The 15710-nt window shown below is 43.6% G+C and carries 16 protein-coding genes; 2 read left to right on the top strand and 14 right to left on the bottom strand.

Features of this window, described 5'->3' with window-relative positions:
• Positions 1-13: 13 nt before the first annotated feature.
• A complete protein-coding gene (spoVB, locus tag KHA99_RS24150) occupies positions 14-1567 on the top strand; it encodes a stage V sporulation protein B (protein ID WP_213120046.1) in 1554 nt (517 codons plus the stop codon).
• 139 nt (positions 1568-1706) lie between these two features.
• Here spoVB and KHA99_RS24145 read toward each other — a convergent pair whose 3' ends face one another.
• Complete coding sequence (locus KHA99_RS24145) at positions 1707-2369, bottom strand: DUF421 domain-containing protein (protein ID WP_213120045.1); 663 nt, start codon at positions 2367-2369, stop codon at positions 1707-1709.
• Between the two features lie 183 nt (positions 2370-2552).
• On the opposite strand from KHA99_RS24145, the gene KHA99_RS24140 reads away from it, so the two are divergent.
• Positions 2553-2993, top strand: a complete 441-nt coding sequence (locus KHA99_RS24140; RefSeq protein ID WP_307852199.1) for a TIGR04086 family membrane protein — start codon at positions 2553-2555, stop codon at positions 2991-2993.
• A 47-nt stretch (positions 2994-3040) separates the two neighbouring features.
• Here KHA99_RS24140 and yajC read toward each other — a convergent pair whose 3' ends face one another.
• The 13 genes from yajC to nadB all read right to left on the bottom strand — a co-directional run bounded on the left by yajC (position 3041) and on the right by nadB (position 15517).
• A complete protein-coding gene (gene yajC, locus KHA99_RS24135; protein ID WP_213120044.1) occupies positions 3041-3319 on the bottom strand; it encodes a preprotein translocase subunit YajC in 279 nt (92 codons plus the stop codon).
• Positions 3320-3348: 29 nt separating this feature from the next.
• Positions 3349-4488 (bottom strand): tRNA guanosine(34) transglycosylase Tgt, encoded by a 1140-nt coding sequence (gene tgt, locus KHA99_RS24130; protein ID WP_213120043.1) that lies wholly within the window; start codon positions 4486-4488, stop codon positions 3349-3351.
• Positions 4489-4615: 127 nt separating this feature from the next.
• Positions 4616-5644 (bottom strand): tRNA preQ1(34) S-adenosylmethionine ribosyltransferase-isomerase QueA, encoded by a 1029-nt coding sequence (gene queA / locus KHA99_RS24125; protein ID WP_213120042.1) that lies wholly within the window; start codon positions 5642-5644, stop codon positions 4616-4618.
• An 18-nt stretch (positions 5645-5662) separates the two neighbouring features.
• Positions 5663-5845 carry a DUF2905 domain-containing protein gene (locus tag KHA99_RS24120; RefSeq protein ID WP_249366929.1) on the bottom strand — a complete coding sequence of 61 codons (183 nt, stop codon included), beginning with the start codon at positions 5843-5845 and terminating at the stop codon, positions 5663-5665.
• Between the two features lie 20 nt (positions 5846-5865).
• Positions 5866-6867: a Holliday junction branch migration DNA helicase RuvB gene (gene ruvB / locus KHA99_RS24115; protein WP_213120040.1), complete on the bottom strand. Its 1002-nt coding sequence runs from the start codon at positions 6865-6867 to the stop codon at positions 5866-5868.
• Between the two features lie 10 nt (positions 6868-6877).
• Entirely contained in the window at positions 6878-7489 is a 612-nt protein-coding gene (gene ruvA, locus KHA99_RS24110; protein WP_213120039.1) for a Holliday junction branch migration protein RuvA, read from the bottom strand.
• Between the two features lie 286 nt (positions 7490-7775).
• On the bottom strand, positions 7776-8306 hold the full coding sequence (locus KHA99_RS24105) for a BofC C-terminal domain-containing protein (RefSeq protein WP_213120038.1): 531 nt from the start codon (positions 8304-8306) through the stop codon (positions 7776-7778).
• Positions 8307-8432: 126 nt separating this feature from the next.
• Positions 8433-9119, bottom strand: coding sequence for a YhcN/YlaJ family sporulation lipoprotein (locus tag KHA99_RS24100; RefSeq protein ID WP_213120037.1), 687 nt, complete (start codon positions 9117-9119; stop codon positions 8433-8435).
• A gap of 99 nt (positions 9120-9218) precedes the next feature.
• A complete protein-coding gene (locus KHA99_RS24095) occupies positions 9219-10205 on the bottom strand; it encodes a phosphotransferase (RefSeq protein ID WP_213120036.1) in 987 nt (328 codons plus the stop codon).
• Positions 10192-11874 (bottom strand): SafA/ExsA family spore coat assembly protein, encoded by a 1683-nt coding sequence (gene safA, locus KHA99_RS31020; RefSeq protein WP_307852157.1) that lies wholly within the window; start codon positions 11872-11874, stop codon positions 10192-10194. Before safA ends, KHA99_RS24095 begins: the two co-directional genes overlap by 14 nt.
• A gap of 152 nt (positions 11875-12026) precedes the next feature.
• Complete coding sequence (gene nadA / locus KHA99_RS24085) at positions 12027-13130, bottom strand: quinolinate synthase NadA (protein WP_213120035.1); 1104 nt, start codon at positions 13128-13130, stop codon at positions 12027-12029.
• 1 nt (position 13131) lies between these two features.
• A complete protein-coding gene (gene nadC, locus KHA99_RS24080; protein WP_213120034.1) occupies positions 13132-13980 on the bottom strand; it encodes a carboxylating nicotinate-nucleotide diphosphorylase in 849 nt (282 codons plus the stop codon).
• Positions 13949-15517: an L-aspartate oxidase gene (gene nadB, locus KHA99_RS24075; RefSeq protein WP_213120033.1), complete on the bottom strand. Its 1569-nt coding sequence runs from the start codon at positions 15515-15517 to the stop codon at positions 13949-13951. Before nadB ends, nadC begins: the two co-directional genes overlap by 32 nt.
• Positions 15518-15710: the final 193 nt, after the last annotated feature.

The following is a 15710-nucleotide window of genomic DNA, read 5'->3' as shown; positions in this document are numbered from 1 at the left end:
GGTGGGAAGTAGTATGTCAAAGTTTTTAAAGGGGACTTTTATCCTATTAGTTGCCGGATTGGTTACGAGAGTCCTTGGTTTCATTTATCGGATTGTCCTGGCGCGCAGCATTGGTGAAGAAGGCGTCGGCTTATATATGATGGCATATCCTACATTTATCCTTGTGGTGACGATTGTACAGCTTGGGCTGCCGGTGGCGATTTCGAAAAATATTGCTGAGGCGGAGGCAAAAGGTGATCATGCCGGGATTAAAAAAATTCTTGTCGTCTCCCTTGCCACAACGATTTCGCTATCTATCATTATAACACCTGCATTATTATTGCTGGCACCTGTTTTGTCAACAACACTTTTTACCGACCCAAGAACCTATTATCCTTTGATGGCAATTGCACCAGCGGTTCCCATTATCGCTATTTCCTCAGTGTTAAGAGGATACTTCCAAGGAAGACAGAACATGCGGCCATCAGCTGTATCGCAAATTTTGGAACAGCTTGTGCGGATTACCTTAATTGCCGTTATGACCAAAGCCTTTCTCCCTTACGGAGTCGAATATGCGGCGGCTGCTGCGATGGCGGCTTCCGTTTTAGGTGAGGTAGTTTCTCTTATTTACTTAATGACAACCTTTAAATTTAAAAAACGCTTCAGGCTGCGCAAGAATTTTTTCCAGTTTGTCCATAAGGGGAAACAAACCTTTAAAGATTTGATGGAGATCGCGATTCCGACAATGGGAAGCCGAATGATTGGGTCGGTTTCGTGGTTTTTTGAGCCAATTGTGGTGGTTCACAGCTTGGCAATTGCGGGAGTGATGGCGGTTGATGCGACAAAACAATACGGAGCCCTGACAGGTTATGCAATGCCATTGTTGATGCTTCCTTCCTTTGTGACTTTCTCGTTGGCTACCTCCCTTGTGCCAGCCATCAGCGAAGCAAATTCGCGTAAAAACTATAAATTAATAGAGTACAGGCTCCAGCAGGCATTAAGATTGACTTTTTTGACAGGCGGACTTGCTGTCATCGTTCTATATGTGTTAGCTGATCCTCTGATGCAATTGATGTATGGTTCCACAAAGGGGGCTTATTTTATCCGGCTGATGGCCCCATTCTTTTTGTTTTATTATTATCAAGGTCCGCTTCAAGCCGTCCTTCAAGCATTGAACTTAGCGAGAGCGGCAATGATTAATAGTTTAATCGGGGCGATTGTGAAAACGGCCGTCATCTTTATACTCGCTGCCCAGCCTGCCTTCGGAATTACCGGTGCTGCACTAGGGATTATCGTAGGCTTTGTCGCTGTTACCCTCCTTCACTTTGCGACGGTCTTAAAAAGGATTTCCTTTCCTTTTTATATCCGCGACTACTTAAAAGGATTTTTGGTAATGGGGGCATCAGGCTGGCTGGGATTCTGGCTATTTGACAACATGCTTTTATCAGAACCTTTAGCTGTGAGAGTTCTGGCCGCTTTATTCGCGATGAGTATATCATATTGTTTGATGCTTTTATTATTAGGTCTAATTAAAAAAGATGAATTGCAAAGAATCCCATGGATTAAAAAATTTTTTATAGCAAAATAAATGAAAACTCACCGATTGGCGAGTCCGATAGGACGGTTCATGAGGCGTAGTTGAATTTATGGGTTAGGAAAGAATAAATTTAGAAAAATTTATCCTTTCTTATTAGCTATGAAGACACGCACATTTCTTGGCGTGTCTTTTATTCTTCATCTAATAAATCGATAAAAAATTTTCCGTTTTCATAACTGCAGAAGGAAATTTTTTTAATGTCACGATACCCCTTTTTCTTTAATTCCTGACGAAGCCAAAGGTTTGTTTTGTTTATTTTTTTTAGGTTTTCTTCATCAATCGTTCCGTCCATGATTAATGGAATGGTGATATCGCCATTTTTCGGCTCGTTCTGACTTCCCTTCTGTCTTTCAATTACGGACAGGCTTCCTGAGGACTCTAGAATAGCAAACTCAACATCTGCAATGCTGCGAATGTCCTTCTCTCTTAACTGGGTCAATAAATCATCAAAATTATAGCGCTGTTTCCGCATTGCATCCTCGTCTACCTTCCCCCTGTTAATGATAACAGTCGGCTTTCCATCGACCATATCGCGGAACTTTTTACTTTTTAAGGAAAGAAGCGCCATTACAATTTGGATAATCATGAGCAAGAACATCGGCAAAACAGCATGAAATAATTTAACATTTGGTCTTTCGATTGCGACAACGGCCAATTCACCAATCATGATAAAGACGACAAGATCAAGAATACTAAGTTCTCCAATTTCCCGTTTTCCCATAGAGCGAAAAATGACAAGAATAACAGCATATAAAAAAAGCGTCCTAAAAAGTATCGTTAGAAAATCTTCCACCCTATTGTCGCCCCTTTAATTGCATTCCATTATATTGTTTGCCCCTAAGGAAAAAATCATGAAAGGAATAATATTCCAAATGCAATTTTTAGGAATAAACGAAAATTTAATTCTACTTTACCGCCCTACCGAATACGCTTGTACTAGGAAGAAAACTGTATTCCGGGCCTTCGCGAATAAAATATCCAAAATAGATTAAATTTAGCCCGGCAGGAACAAAAGGGGGAGAGAGCCATCGAATCAAAGAGCTTTGGTACAGCCATACTGTACGGATTAATTTTTATTTTCGCTTTTGCGAGCATTGCCAGCCTTATTTTTTCCTTTGTGTTAAGATTCACGTCCGCCCAGGAGTCAACGCTTCAATATGTGGTAACGGCCCTATCATTTATTGGCTTGTTTGGGGGCGGTTTCCTTTCCGGCGGCAAGCGGAAAGAAAAGGGCTGGCTGATTGGCGGCGTTACCGGCCTAATTTACTCACTAATCGTCTTTTTATTTCAATACCTCGGCTATGACCGGCTGTTTTCTGCTGAACAAGTAATCTATCATACCTGCTATACATTAATTTCAATGATGGGCGGGATTTTAGGAGTTAATATTGCCACCAATAATTCAAGAACTGCGTAAAAGAGCAAAAAAAGGAAGCTGTTATCGAAACAGCTTCCTTTCCTGTCTTATACTTGTGCTTCCTTACCGGACTCAGTCACTTCACGAATGGCAGAGCGGTCATATGTAAGACGGCTTCCATCGCCACATTTGATGACAACCTTATTTTCATCGATTGAATCGACAAAACCATGCAAGCCGCCAATCGTGACAATCTTGTCACCCTTTTTCAATTCACTTTGCATATTCTGAACCGCCTTTTGGCGCTTCTGCTGCGGGCGAATTAACAGGAAATAAAACAAGACAAACATTAAAATTAATGGAATAATGGATCCCAGATTTCCCATACTGTTTCCCTCCTTTCAAAAAATATCTATCAGAAATTCTTCGCGTTTGGCTGATTAAACCCATAACGCTCAAAAAATTCTTCGCGGAAATCACCAAGCCGGTCTTCCATGATGGCTTGTCTGACCTTCTCCATTAATCTTAACAGAAAATAAAGATTATGGTAAGACGTTAGACGAATTCCGAACGTTTCATTACAACGAATTAAGTGGCGGATATATGCCCTGCTGTAATTTCGGCACGTATAGCAGTCACACTCAGGATCAAGCGGACCAAAATCTTTTGCATATTTGGCATTTTTCACGACAAGCCGGCCAGAGCTTGTCATCAAAGTCCCGTTCCGAGCAATTCTAGTCGGCAGGACGCAGTCAAACATGTCAATCCCGCGAATAGCCCCGTCAATAAGTGAATCTGGTGAACCAACCCCCATTAAATAGCGAGGTTTATTGACTGGCAGCAGCGGAGTCGTAAATTCAAGCACACGATTCATTACGTCCTTTGGCTCGCCAACGGACAGGCCGCCAACGGCATAACCCGGGAAATCCAGTGACACGAGATCCTGGGCACTCTGCTTGCGCAACTCCTCATATTCCCCGCCTTGAACAATTCCAAACAATCCTTGGTCTTCAGGGCGCTGGTGGGCATTTAAGCAGCGTTCGGCCCATCTTGAAGTCCGCTCAACGGATTTTTTCATATATTCAAAGGTAGCCGGGAAGGGCGGGCATTCGTCAAAAGCCATCATGATATCAGAACCAAGGGCATTTTGGATTTCCATTGCTTTTTCCGGCGACAAAAATAATTTCTCACCGCTGAGATGGTTGCGGAAATGAACTCCTTCTTCTTCAATTTTTCGGAATTCACTTAAACTGAACACCTGGAAGCCGCCGGAATCGGTTAAAATCGCCCGGTCCCAGTTCATAAATTTATGCAGCCCGCCAGCCTCTTTAATGATTTCATGGCCGGGACGTAGCCAAAGATGATAGGTATTGCTTAAAATAATGCCGGCACCCATTTCTTTAAGGTCTTCCGGTGACATTGTTTTAACGGTTGCCAGCGTCCCCACCGGCATAAAGGCTGGGGTGTCGAAGGAACCGTGCGGGGTGTGGACCCGGCCGAGGCGGGCACCCGTTTGCTTACATGTTTTGATTAATTCATAGCGAATTGCAGTCAAATTCTTTTCTCCTTCCAAAAGGCTGTGTGAGCTGAGCTTAGCAAAAACTTATTTAGTCAATAATGTATTATTTATAGCAAGCCTTGCTAAAGTGATTCACTTTTGCGAGCGCTCCGCCCCTTTTCCACTAAATGATAAACATCGCATCGCCAAAGCTGAAGAAGCGATACCGTTCCTCAACGGCAGTTTGATAAGCTCGCAATATATTTTCCCGGCCAGCCAAGGCACTGACCAGCATGATTAGTGTCGATTTTGGCAAATGAAAATTAGTAATCATGCCATCGATGCCTTTAAATTCGTATCCTGGATAAATGAAGATACTGGTCCAACCGCTCCCTGCTTTGAACTTCCCATCGTTTGCGGAAGCAATTGTTTCCAACGTCCGGGTTGAAGTGGTTCCGACTGTAATGATCCTGCCGCCGTTCCTTCTCACCTCATTTAGAAGCTCCGCTGTTCCCTCGGTCATTATGTAAAATTCAGAATGCATGTCATGTCCTTCTACATTATCCACACTTACCGGCCTAAAGGTACCTAGACCAACATGCAGGGTGATAAAGGTAACATGGACCCCTTTTGCTTTAATCTCTTCCAACAGCTCTTCCGTAAAATGCAGGCCGGCCGTCGGCGCTGCAGCTGATCCTGGTTCGCGGGCATACACTGTCTGATAGCGATCACGGTCTTCAAGCTGTTCTTTAATGTATGGCGGAAGCGGCATTTCGCCAAGCTGGTCGAGCACCTCGTAAAAAATTCCTTCGTAGGTGAATTCCAACACACGACCACCATGGTCGGACGTCCCCGTGCAAACAGCTTTTAGAAGGCCATCGCCGAATTCAATTTCGGTCCCTTCCTTCACACGTTTTGCAGGCTTTACCAAGGTCTCCCAACGGTCGCCTTCAGTCTGCTTTAGGAGCAGCACTTCAATTTTGGCGCCAGTGTCATTTTTTACACCAAAAAGGCGTGCAGGAAGAACCTTGGTATCATTAAGGACAAGGCAATCTCCCTCACGCAAGTATTCACTAATATTTTTAAACACTTCGTGCTTTATGTCGCCAGTTTCTTTATTTACGACCATTAATCGGCTATCGGTCCGATTTTTCAGCGGTACCTGCGCGATTAATTCCTCTGGCAAATGGAAATCAAAGATATCTACTTTCATAATTAAACATCCCTACTCTTAACGAAATCTTCCCATGATGTAAAAAATCAGGGATAACACAATACTAAGCAAAATGGAGGTAACTACAGGGAAATAAAAGGTAGTATTCCCCTTTTTAAAAACAATATCCCCCGGAAGCTTTCCGAGATGCAAAAACTGCATTAAAAAACCGATTAGAAATACGATTCCGCCTATAATCATAAGCGTTTTGGAAAGGCCTGTCACTTTGTTGGCACCTCCATGCCAAAATGATGATAAACTTTAGGGGTTACCAACCTTCCCCTTGGGGTTCTTTGAAGAAAACCAATTTGCAGCAAATATGGTTCATATACATCCTCGATGGTTTCTGCCTCTTCTCCGATAGAAGCAGCAATTGTGTCCAAGCCGACAGGACCGCCGCGGAATTTTTCGATAATCCCCTTTAAGAGTTTATGGTCAATATGGTCAAGGCCAAGCCGGTCGACCTGCAAAAGTTCCAACGCTTCCTTGGCCAGGTTAAGGTTGATGGAACCGTCCCCTTTTACCTGGGCAAAATCCCGAACCCTTCTTAGAAGGCGGTTGGCTATCCTCGGGGTCCCACGAGCACGTCTGGCGATTTCACCGGCCGATTGATCATCAATTTCCGTATCAAATAATTCAGCCGTCCGTTTGACAATATTTTTCAACTCATCCTCATTATAATACTCGAGCCTGCCCAAAACTCCAAATCGATCCCGGAGCGGTGCTGAAAGCGCGCCAGCCCTAGTAGTGGCACCGACGAGCGTAAACGGCGGAAGATCGAGGCGCACCGAGCGGGCGGTCGGCCCCTTCCCGATGACGATGTCCAGGCAAAAATCCTCCATCGCTGGATATAACACTTCTTCAATGGACCTTGGCAGCCGATGAATTTCATCAATAAACAATACATCTCCCGGTTCAAGAGCAGTCAATATCGCAGCCAGATCACCCGGACGTTCAATTGCTGGCCCGGACGTGGTCCTGATATTAACGCCCATTTCATTTGCGATGATGACAGCAAGCGTCGTCTTTCCGAGTCCGGGCGGTCCGTAAAGAAGGACGTGATCCAAGGTTTCTCTCCGGAGCTTTGCAGCCTTGATAAAAACTTCCAGATTCCCTTTCACCTGATTCTGCCCGATGTATTGCTTTAATGTCTGCGGCCTAAGACTTTGTTCCAAACTTATCTCCTGCTCGTTTACTTCACCGGAAATAATCCGTTCTTCCATAAACCATCACCTATTTCAAAAGCCGTTGAAGGGCCTTTTTGATATATTGGTCTGTTGTCAGCTGTTCCTTTCTTAATTCAGGGGAAATCTTTTTAATTTCTTTATCGGAGTAGCCCAAAGCTTTTAAAGCAAGGACTGCTTCCTCAAATGCCTCGCCGCCGTCCTGTGTATGTATTGGAAGTGTATCCGCATTGAAAAGATTCGGAAAATAATCCGGAACGATATCCTGTAATTTCCCTTTTAAATCAAGGATCATTTGCCGAGCGGTTTTTTTGCCAACCCCCGGGAATTTAATTAAAAAGCCTTCGTCCTCATTTTCAATCGCGTTGACAACCTGTTGGACCTCGCCTGATGCCAGGATGGCCAGAGCCCCTTTCGGCCCGATGCCTGATACATTTAACAGCTTTGTAAAAAGCCTTTTTTCCTCACGAGATTCAAAACCGTACAACGCCATGACATCTTCCCGTACATAGTGATACGTATAGACCGTCACTTTGGTTTCCATTTTTCGCGAATAAACGAACGGATTTGGCGTGGCAATCTGGTAGCCGATGTCATTGTTTTCGATAACGATATATTCTGGACCGACAAACTCAACGGTACCTTTTATAAATTCAAACAATCTGATTCTCTCCCCTAGTTTCCTGCTGTGCTTATACACTGTATTCCATTCTATCATACAATTTTGGGTGAGTTGAAGAAAATCGCTGCGTTTATTTGATTCGCCAATAGAATCGTGAAATTCGCCAATAGAATGCTAAAAATCGCCAATAGAATGCTTTAATTCGCTGATAGAACCTTAAAATTCGCCAATAGAAGGTTTTTATTTCAATAAACAGGTAAATATTTCAAAATTAACAAAAAAAAATCAGGCTGATAACTAAATTTCAGACTGATTTAATTCCTCTTTATTCTTTTTTTATTGAATAAGGCTTAAATGTCTCCAAAACCTCGACATATCGATCTTTGTTTTTAATAGGAATTCCTTGAAGCAGTTCTTTTTGCGCCTTACTTTCGAGCTTTTTGATGTCTATTTGAAAAAACGATTGAATAATCCGCGAGCGATCAGGTCTTCCATTAAAAATAGTTAAGACGCCGTCATCAGTAATTCCAAAATAGCCGTTTCCCTTTAATAACGGGGAAATATCATCGACCTGCTGTTTAAACACTACAGTAGATTCATCAATACTTAAAACCTGCCATTGGTCATACTTTGCCCAAAAGTTCTCCATGGACCAGACTGTTTCCTGGAATGTTTCCTGACTGATTTCACCATCAAGGTAAACTCTTTCTAAAGTCACTGTCATTTGCAGAGGTTCGGTATTTCTTTGGTCATTGAGCTGGGTTGCTGTGACAGTGCTTATTCCTCCAAAGACTCCTCCACCTATTAAGAGAATAGCTAACCATGACCACCATATCATTTTTTGTTTGAACCTCATGCTAATCACCTCTTTATTGTTAAGAATTGAACATGTTTACAATTCTAGTTTAGCCTTTTTTTCCTTTTTTATCCGAACACAAACAATACAAAAGGGCAAAGCATATTTTCGCTTTGCCCCTTAGTTCTATCGGCCATCAGGTTCTGGCTGCGGAAGTTCGTTGTTATGATTGCGGTCCCTTCCAAGGGCACCGTCATCCGTAATAACATTTATGCTTCTTCCTGCGGCATATTTCTTGACCGCATTCTTGATTGCCCGCTTTGTTTCAGCAGCACGGTCTTGGTTGTTTAGTTTTACTGAGATAATCACCTGATCACCGAAAGCCACCGACCTTATGCTGCGAACATTATCGATATCGGCCACCCTGTCTCTAATTTGATCTGTCACTTGCTCTTGAAACCTTGGATCAGTTACTGTTCCTGACCCTATAGGTTTATTCAAGTGGCCGTGGTAATTCATATCCGCAGTACTGAAACGGTTATCCCGCTGGAAAAAATTCCGATCGGTTTTGGCTAAAGGTGTTGTAGGATTTTTCGGATTCCCATTTTCATCTTTTGTTTGCAGCGCATTACGTCTGTTTTCATTGATCACATTGTCCTCGTCGCCAATTGTGTGATCCAATGCTTCCGGCAAGGCGCCGTCATTATCCCTTAAGTACCCATAATTATTATCGGAATGGTTTTCATTGGAATAATAACCAACTGGTCGCATCAGATTATTATTTTGCCCGGAGCTTTTGTTGTCGTTTGCACAGCCAGCTGCACCCATTAGCATAAGGGCAGAAAAAGGAATCATCCACTGTTTCTTGTTCAAGCGAAAAACCCCCTTCTAAACATCCTGAGCATATAAAGAATGCTCTTTATTAGGGTGTTAATTTTAAGGGAGTTTCATTCTCGTAGAACAGCTTCATGATTATTCCAAAAGGTCCTTTAATTGCTCCACAAAGTTTTTTCTGTCGGAAAACTGGCCGATGGACAATTCAATAACCTGCTTTAATTTCGTCTCATCAGAATAAGATTTTTCCCTGATAATCCGATTCCATTCCCGAAAAATATCGGCAGGATACGCTAAAGCATATAAAAAAGCCGGTTCTCTTTTGTATTTCTTCATTTGAGTATAGGTTAGCAAATTGTCGTAGGACCAATCGATAAAAGGAAGAATGCGATTTGCATATTGTAAATAATCAAATATCGGCGGCCCAATATTAATCAAATCAAAATCAATTATATGCAGTTTACCTGTTTTGTCCCTTAAAAAATTATGATGTGCAACATCACCATGCAATATCACATCGGCTTCGTTATGATAAAAAGTTTGTTGCTGTTCCATTCCTGACAGCGACCAATACGCCCACGAGACCATTTCCGAGACAAAAGGTTCCTTTATAAAATAGCGAAGGACGGGAAGATTATTTAAAAATAAATGATACCTTTCCGTCCATTTTGCCAGAATATCTCCCTTCGGCAGCAATGTACGATACCTTTTTTCAAAAGACTTAGTCGTATCGTGAAATTGTTCGATTAGGTCTAAACCTTCTTGACGGTTACTGTGGGTATGGAAAGAAAAGGCAGATTTATTTGCGGAAAGATATTCGAGACAGCCATAATGGGTTCCTTCAAAATATAGCTCTTCCTTTGAGGGAGATTCTAAAAAACGATAGGTTTTCTTGAATCCCTCTTTTCTCAGCGTTGCAGTAAAAGCCTCCTGCAATTTCAGCTTTCGATGGTTCGAATACCCCTTAAGGATATAGTTTTGTTTTTTCGTCTTGATTAAAAAAACATCCCCACGAATTGGACCAAATTTCCTTATTCCCCCCTGAAACTGTGACTGAAAATAAGAGAAGAGACGATCAAAATATGCATCGTCTCCGTTTCCACTTCTTATATTAACTGCTCTCATCAGGAAAACCCGTCATGCCATAGCCTGCCGGCCCCATTCCATAAGGGTTCATAAATGGCGGCTGGGCAACATTTAATGGTGCAGTATATGGCGCACTGTAAATTAGCGGGGTCGGTGGAACAAAAGCTTGTGGTGCTAGTTCTTCAGCCGGCGCTCCGCAGCCGCAGTCATCCAACGCTCCGGTTCCAACCGGCAAGCCCTGTGCAGGATTTTGCAGGAATGGAGCTGTTGCTCCTTGCACCATATCGGCTGAAGACGGGAAATCCATTGCCCCCATTACCTGAGGGGCCGGCCCAGACATTTGCGGATAACCGTAGGGCAATTGACCATAAGGTGCTCCCGCTCCGTAAGGAACGCTCGGGGCCTGGCCGCCCAATGTTGTTTCAGGGGCAGCTTGCATGGATGGGCCAAATTCCACTCCTGCAGGATAACCTCCTTGTTGAGGAACTCCCGCTGGAGCAGGGCCATATCCAACTGGCCTCTGCCCATATCCTGCAGGCATTTGGCCGTATTCCATTGGCATTTGACCATACCCTCCAGGCATTTGGCCATAATCCATTGGCATTTGGCCATAACCACCTGGCGCCTGACCGTATCCAGCCGGGACTTGACCGTATCCAACCGGGGCATGGCTGTATCCTGCCGGCATTTGGCTGTATCCCGTAGGCATCTGTCCAAAGGCTGACGGGTCCATGTAAGTTGTTTGCATAGCCGGATTGAATCCTGGGTTTTGAGCGCCCATAACAGCACCTGGGTTATAACCCGGATTTACAGCCGGCATATGCGGCATGAAAGCTGACGATTCATCATCATAATGATATGGCATATAGCCCGGGCCTGCAGCTGCTGGGTATCCGGCTGGGCCCACCGCACCCGGTACGCCTGCCATTCCTGGAAAACCTGCCATGCCTGGGGCCATTGGCATTCCAGCGTAACCTGCCATCCCCGGATCCATCGGCATTCCAGGACCGCCTACCATACCCGGGGCCATTGGCATTCCAGGACCGCCTACCATACCCGGGGCCATTGGCATTCCAGGACCACCTGCGTACGGCATATACGGCCCTGCAGGGAAACCACCGTATGGCGGACAGAATCCCGGTCCAGGCATGACTGGAGTCATCGGTACACAATAATCCTGCGGCATTTCTTGTACAGGAGCAACAGGTGCTGGAAAAGGAATTTCTTTCTTTGGAACTTCTTTAACTTCTGGAAGAATATTTACTGGTTTTGGCGGGAGATTCGGTTGTTCTTTAACCGCCATTTTTTGCATACTCACTTGGTAGTGTTTTTTGATGTCAATTTCAGGGACGACTTGTAGAGGCATTTTTGGAGTATATGGTACTTTTGGTACTTCTTTGATTGGCATCTCTTTAATCGGGATTTCCTTGACCGGCATCTCTTTGATTGGCATTTCTTTAATTGGTACAGGTTTCTCCTTGGCAAATGGGTGTTCTTTCAGCGGAACCTCTTTTTTCGCTCCTAAATTGATTGCGCCTTCTTTTTTTATGGATCCGCCAGCTGTCGGAACCTTTATTTTCATACCGGGCATAATCATATCAGGGTTGCTGAGCTGCGAATTCAACTTCTTCAGCTCTTCAAAATTCACGCCGTACTTCTTGGCGATCTTCCAAAGAGTATCCCCTTTCTGTACGATATGGATCTTCACTCTGATTTCCCTCCTATGGCATAAGTCCATATAGTGTATGTGGAAATAGGCAAAATGCTAATATTCTTCACAAAAACTTATGCTATTTTATCAAGAATTATGAATAGGACCATAGCAGGGCAAAAAAAATAGATGCAATCCCTGCATCTATTTCATGAGTGGCTTAGCATTCTCTTTAAAGCTAATTTTGCGTTTTTCGCAATCTCTGAGCTCACTTTAATGATATTATTGTTATTTTGGTCCTCAATGGTATCGAGGCTCCATACAAGATGTGGAAGGTCAATCCGGTTCATCGTCAGGCATGGGCACATATGAGGGTTTAGAGAAATAATGTGCTTATCCGGATGATTCTGGATTAAGCGGTTAACAAGATTCATTTCTGTACCAATAGCCCATGAAGAGCCTGGTTCCGCCTTTTCAATAGTATTAATGATAAAACTTGTTGAACCGGCCAAATCGGAAATTTCTACAACCTCGCGACGGCATTCCGGATGGACGATGATTTTCATGTCTGGATATTGTTCTCGTGTGTCAATCACATTTTGCACCGTAAAGTTTTCATGGACGGAGCAATGCCCCTTCCATAGGATGACTTTAATTTTTGAAAAATCACCCTCGTATTCGAGGCTGTCACTGATAGGATTCCAAATCGCCATTTCATCCAATCCAACCCCTAGCTCGACGGCTGTGTTCCGCCCAAGATGCTGATCCGGCAGGAAGAGAATCCGCTCCTTTTGTCCAAATGCCCATTTGACCATTGTCTCAGCATTGGAAGAAGTAACGGTTGCACCTCCGTTCGCACCGACAAAAGCTTTAATAGCTGCAGTGGAATTGACATAGGTTAATGGTAGAATGGTGTCTCCAAATAAACTTTGGAGTTTATCCCACGCTCTTTCAGTTTGGTTTAGGTCGGCCATGTCGGCCATTGAGCAGCCAGCCCTCATGTCAGGCAAAAATACCTTTTGACTTTTGCTGGTTAAAATATCTGCTGTTTCCGCCATAAAATGGACTCCGCAGAAAATAATGAATTCGGCTTCTGTATTTTCCGCTGATAACTGCGCTAATTTCAAGGAATCCCCAGTTGCATCGGCAAATTGAATGACTTCATCCTTTTGATAATGGTGTCCCGGTATAAACAGACGGGAGCCGTATTTTTCTTTTACTTCCTTCACGCGGACCTCAAGATCCTCGCGGGACATTTGCTTGTATTTTTCAGGAATCATTTTATTTGCCTGGAAGGCTGCCAAAATGCTCATCTTATTCCTCTCCTTTGCTCCATAGCACTTTTACACTAATATCTAACGCTTTATAGGAATGAGTCAAAAATCCCAAGGAAATGTAATGAACGCCTGTGTCTCCATAGGAAGCAAGATTGCTCAATTGAATCCCGCCTGAAGCTTCGGTGATAATTCCCTGCGGCACCAATTTAATCAGCTCTTTTATTTCATCAGGTGTCCGGTTGTCAAACATGATGACATCCGCACCGGCTTGGACTGCCTCTCTTACCTGCTCCTCCGTTTCAACCTCTACTTCCACCTTCACCATATGACCGGCTTGTTTTCTTACTGCCTCCACTGCCCTACTGATGGATCCCGCAAAGGAAATATGGTTATCTTTAATCATCACGGCATCATACAACCCAAAGCGGTGATTATAGCCGCCTCCGGAGCGGACTGCATATTTTTCAAGCATGCGAAGCCCCGGCGTCGTTTTCCTTGTGTCGCAAATCCTTGTAAAATCGCTATTAAGAGTTGTTACGGCTTTGTTAGTAAGCGTTGCAATCCCGCTCATCCGCTGCACCAGGTTCAACACAACCCGTTCTCCTTTTAACAAGTCGGAAATTTTTCCGGTGACGGTTGCCAGCTGCTGTCCCTTTTCGAACTGTTCCCCATCCTTTACAAGAACCCGGGTTAAAAGATCCTGATTTAATAATTCGAATCCCGTTTTGATAATTTCTTCCCCGCAAAATATACCGTCATCCTTGGCAAGAAAAACGATCTCGCCTTTCGTATCATCCGAAAAAATTAAATCTGTTGTGATATCCTGTTCGCCGATATCTTCAATAAAAAAACTTTCAAGTAGTGAGCGCAGTTTTAATTTGTTCATGATTCCTCTCCACTTCTTTTTTTGTATGAATGATGGATTTCTGAAGCCAATTTTGATTGTCCTCAACCGGGTAATCACTTCGGAAGTGACCGCCGCGGCTTTCTGTCCTTTTTAGGGCTGATTCTGTTATCAATTTTGCTGTAATTAGCATAAAGATTTTTGTTAATTCTTGTTTTGAAAAAGAATCAATCGTTTGCAATTCATCAATTTTAAATTGCTCAAGCCACTTTTTTTGATTTGTTAAGGCAAGCTCATTGCGGACGATTCCTACTTGGTCCATCATAGAATTCTTTATTTGCTGGATGGAAGGCAGCTTTAGTTTTTTATGAGTGTGCCTGCTTTTGGTTGTAACTGAGATTGCTGGAATGATCTCTGTTGGCCCTTTATTAATCCAGTCCGCCAGTTTTTTTCCATGAAACAGTCCTTCCAGCAAGGAATTGCTGGCCAGCCGGTTGGCCCCGTGCAGGCCTGTACAAGCTGATTCCCCAATGGCATACAATCCTTGGATTGATGTGCGGCCGATAAGGTCCGTTTTTATTCCCCCCATTAAGAAATGGCTACCGGGCACAACCGGAATTTTCCCTTCAGTTAAGTGAATTCCATTGTTTTCACAAAGCTCGGTGATGGTAGGGAATCTTGCCTCAAAATCTCTTACATTCGTTATATCTAAGAATACTTTATGGCCATTTTTCAAATAGTCATAGATCGTTTGCGAAACAATATGTCTTGGGGCAAGGTCTCCTAAAGGATGAACTCCTTCCATAATCGGAGTGCCTTCCTCTGATATAAGATTTGCGCCTTCTCCTCTCACCGCCTCAGAAATAAGGCCTTTAGTTTCACCATTGACATATAAAAGCGTCGGATGAAACTGAATAAATTCCATATCGATAATGTCAGCACCCGCCCGGTAAGCCAGGGCTATCCCATCACCATTGACTGTTTGGGCATTGGAGGTATAGCGATACAATTGCCCACAGCCGCCAGTTGCTAGAATGATGTGGCTGGCAAAATGCACTTTAAGGTTACCTTTTGAGTCTTTAACTTTTACCCCGATACAGTGGTTGTTTACAGGATTAATGACTAATTCATATGCAAAGGTGTCCTCTTCAACCGTGATATGTGCTTTAAGTTTGCTAATAAGGTACTCCACGACGTTCTTACCCGTCGCATCACCGCCGGCATGGACAATTCGGTGTTCACTGTGGGCACCCTCCATTCCAAGCTGCAATTTCCCATCTGAATCACGGTCAAATACCTTGGATATTTCTTGTATTAGGTTAGGTGCTTCATAAATGATTTCTCGAACAGCTTCCGGGTCATTATGAAACGCCCCCGCCTCTAAGGTGTCCTCTACATGTTTTTCCGGATGGTCTGCTGGTCCGATAGCTGCTGCTATTCCGCCTTGGGCAAGGTAAGAATTTGCTGTTCGTAATTTCGACTTTGTGAGAACTCTCACATTATTATTTTCACTTAAGTGGACAGCCAGCTGTAGAGCTGCTATCCCGCTTCCAATAATTACAACATCTGATTTTGTCATTGTTTGACCCTCCTGGATTAACAGGTGTCTTGACATATATATTTACACAGAATTACACTAAATACAAGATATTTTTTCTGGAACCGGGCAGGTAGATTAGGTCTAGGTGATCTATTGCCGGTTTTTTCACGAAGTCGGGCACGTAGAACCACTCTATGTGACAGGTGCTCCGGTTTTTTAACAAAGTCGGGCA

The organism is Neobacillus rhizophilus, assembly GCF_018343535.1.
GTDB classification, from domain to species: domain Bacteria; phylum Bacillota; class Bacilli; order Bacillales; family Cytobacillaceae; genus Neobacillus; species Neobacillus rhizophilus.
Note: the sequence above shows the minus strand (reverse complement) of the source record. Positions and strands in the feature narration are given on the sequence as shown.

Bases quoted from the DNA above. Each gene is read 5' to 3' on its own strand.
- spoVB (WP_213120046.1), top strand. From the start codon at position 14: ATGTCAAAGTTTTTAAAGGGGACTTTTATCCTATTAGTTGCCGGATTG.
- nadA (WP_213120035.1), bottom strand. From the start codon at position 13,130: ATGAGCATTTTGGCAGCCTTCCAGGCAAATAAAATGATTCCTGAAAAA.
- queA (WP_213120042.1), bottom strand. From the start codon at position 5,644: ATGAAAGTAGATATCTTTGATTTCCATTTGCCAGAGGAATTAATCGCG.
- KHA99_RS24095 (WP_213120036.1), bottom strand. From the start codon at position 10,205: ATGAGAGCAGTTAATATAAGAAGTGGAAACGGAGACGATGCATATTTT.
- nadC (WP_213120034.1), bottom strand. From the start codon at position 13,980: ATGAACAAATTAAAACTGCGCTCACTACTTGAAAGTTTTTTTATTGAA.
- KHA99_RS24105 (WP_213120038.1), bottom strand. From the start codon at position 8,306: ATGAGGTTCAAACAAAAAATGATATGGTGGTCATGGTTAGCTATTCTC.
- nadB (WP_213120033.1), bottom strand. From the start codon at position 15,517: ATGACAAAATCAGATGTTGTAATTATTGGAAGCGGGATAGCAGCTCTA.
- yajC (WP_213120044.1), bottom strand. From the start codon at position 3,319: ATGGGAAATCTGGGATCCATTATTCCATTAATTTTAATGTTTGTCTTG.
- ruvB (WP_213120040.1), bottom strand. From the start codon at position 6,867: ATGGAAGAACGGATTATTTCCGGTGAAGTAAACGAGCAGGAGATAAGT.
- KHA99_RS24120 (WP_249366929.1), bottom strand. From the start codon at position 5,845: ATGATTATAGGCGGAATCGTATTTCTAATCGGTTTTTTAATGCAGTTT.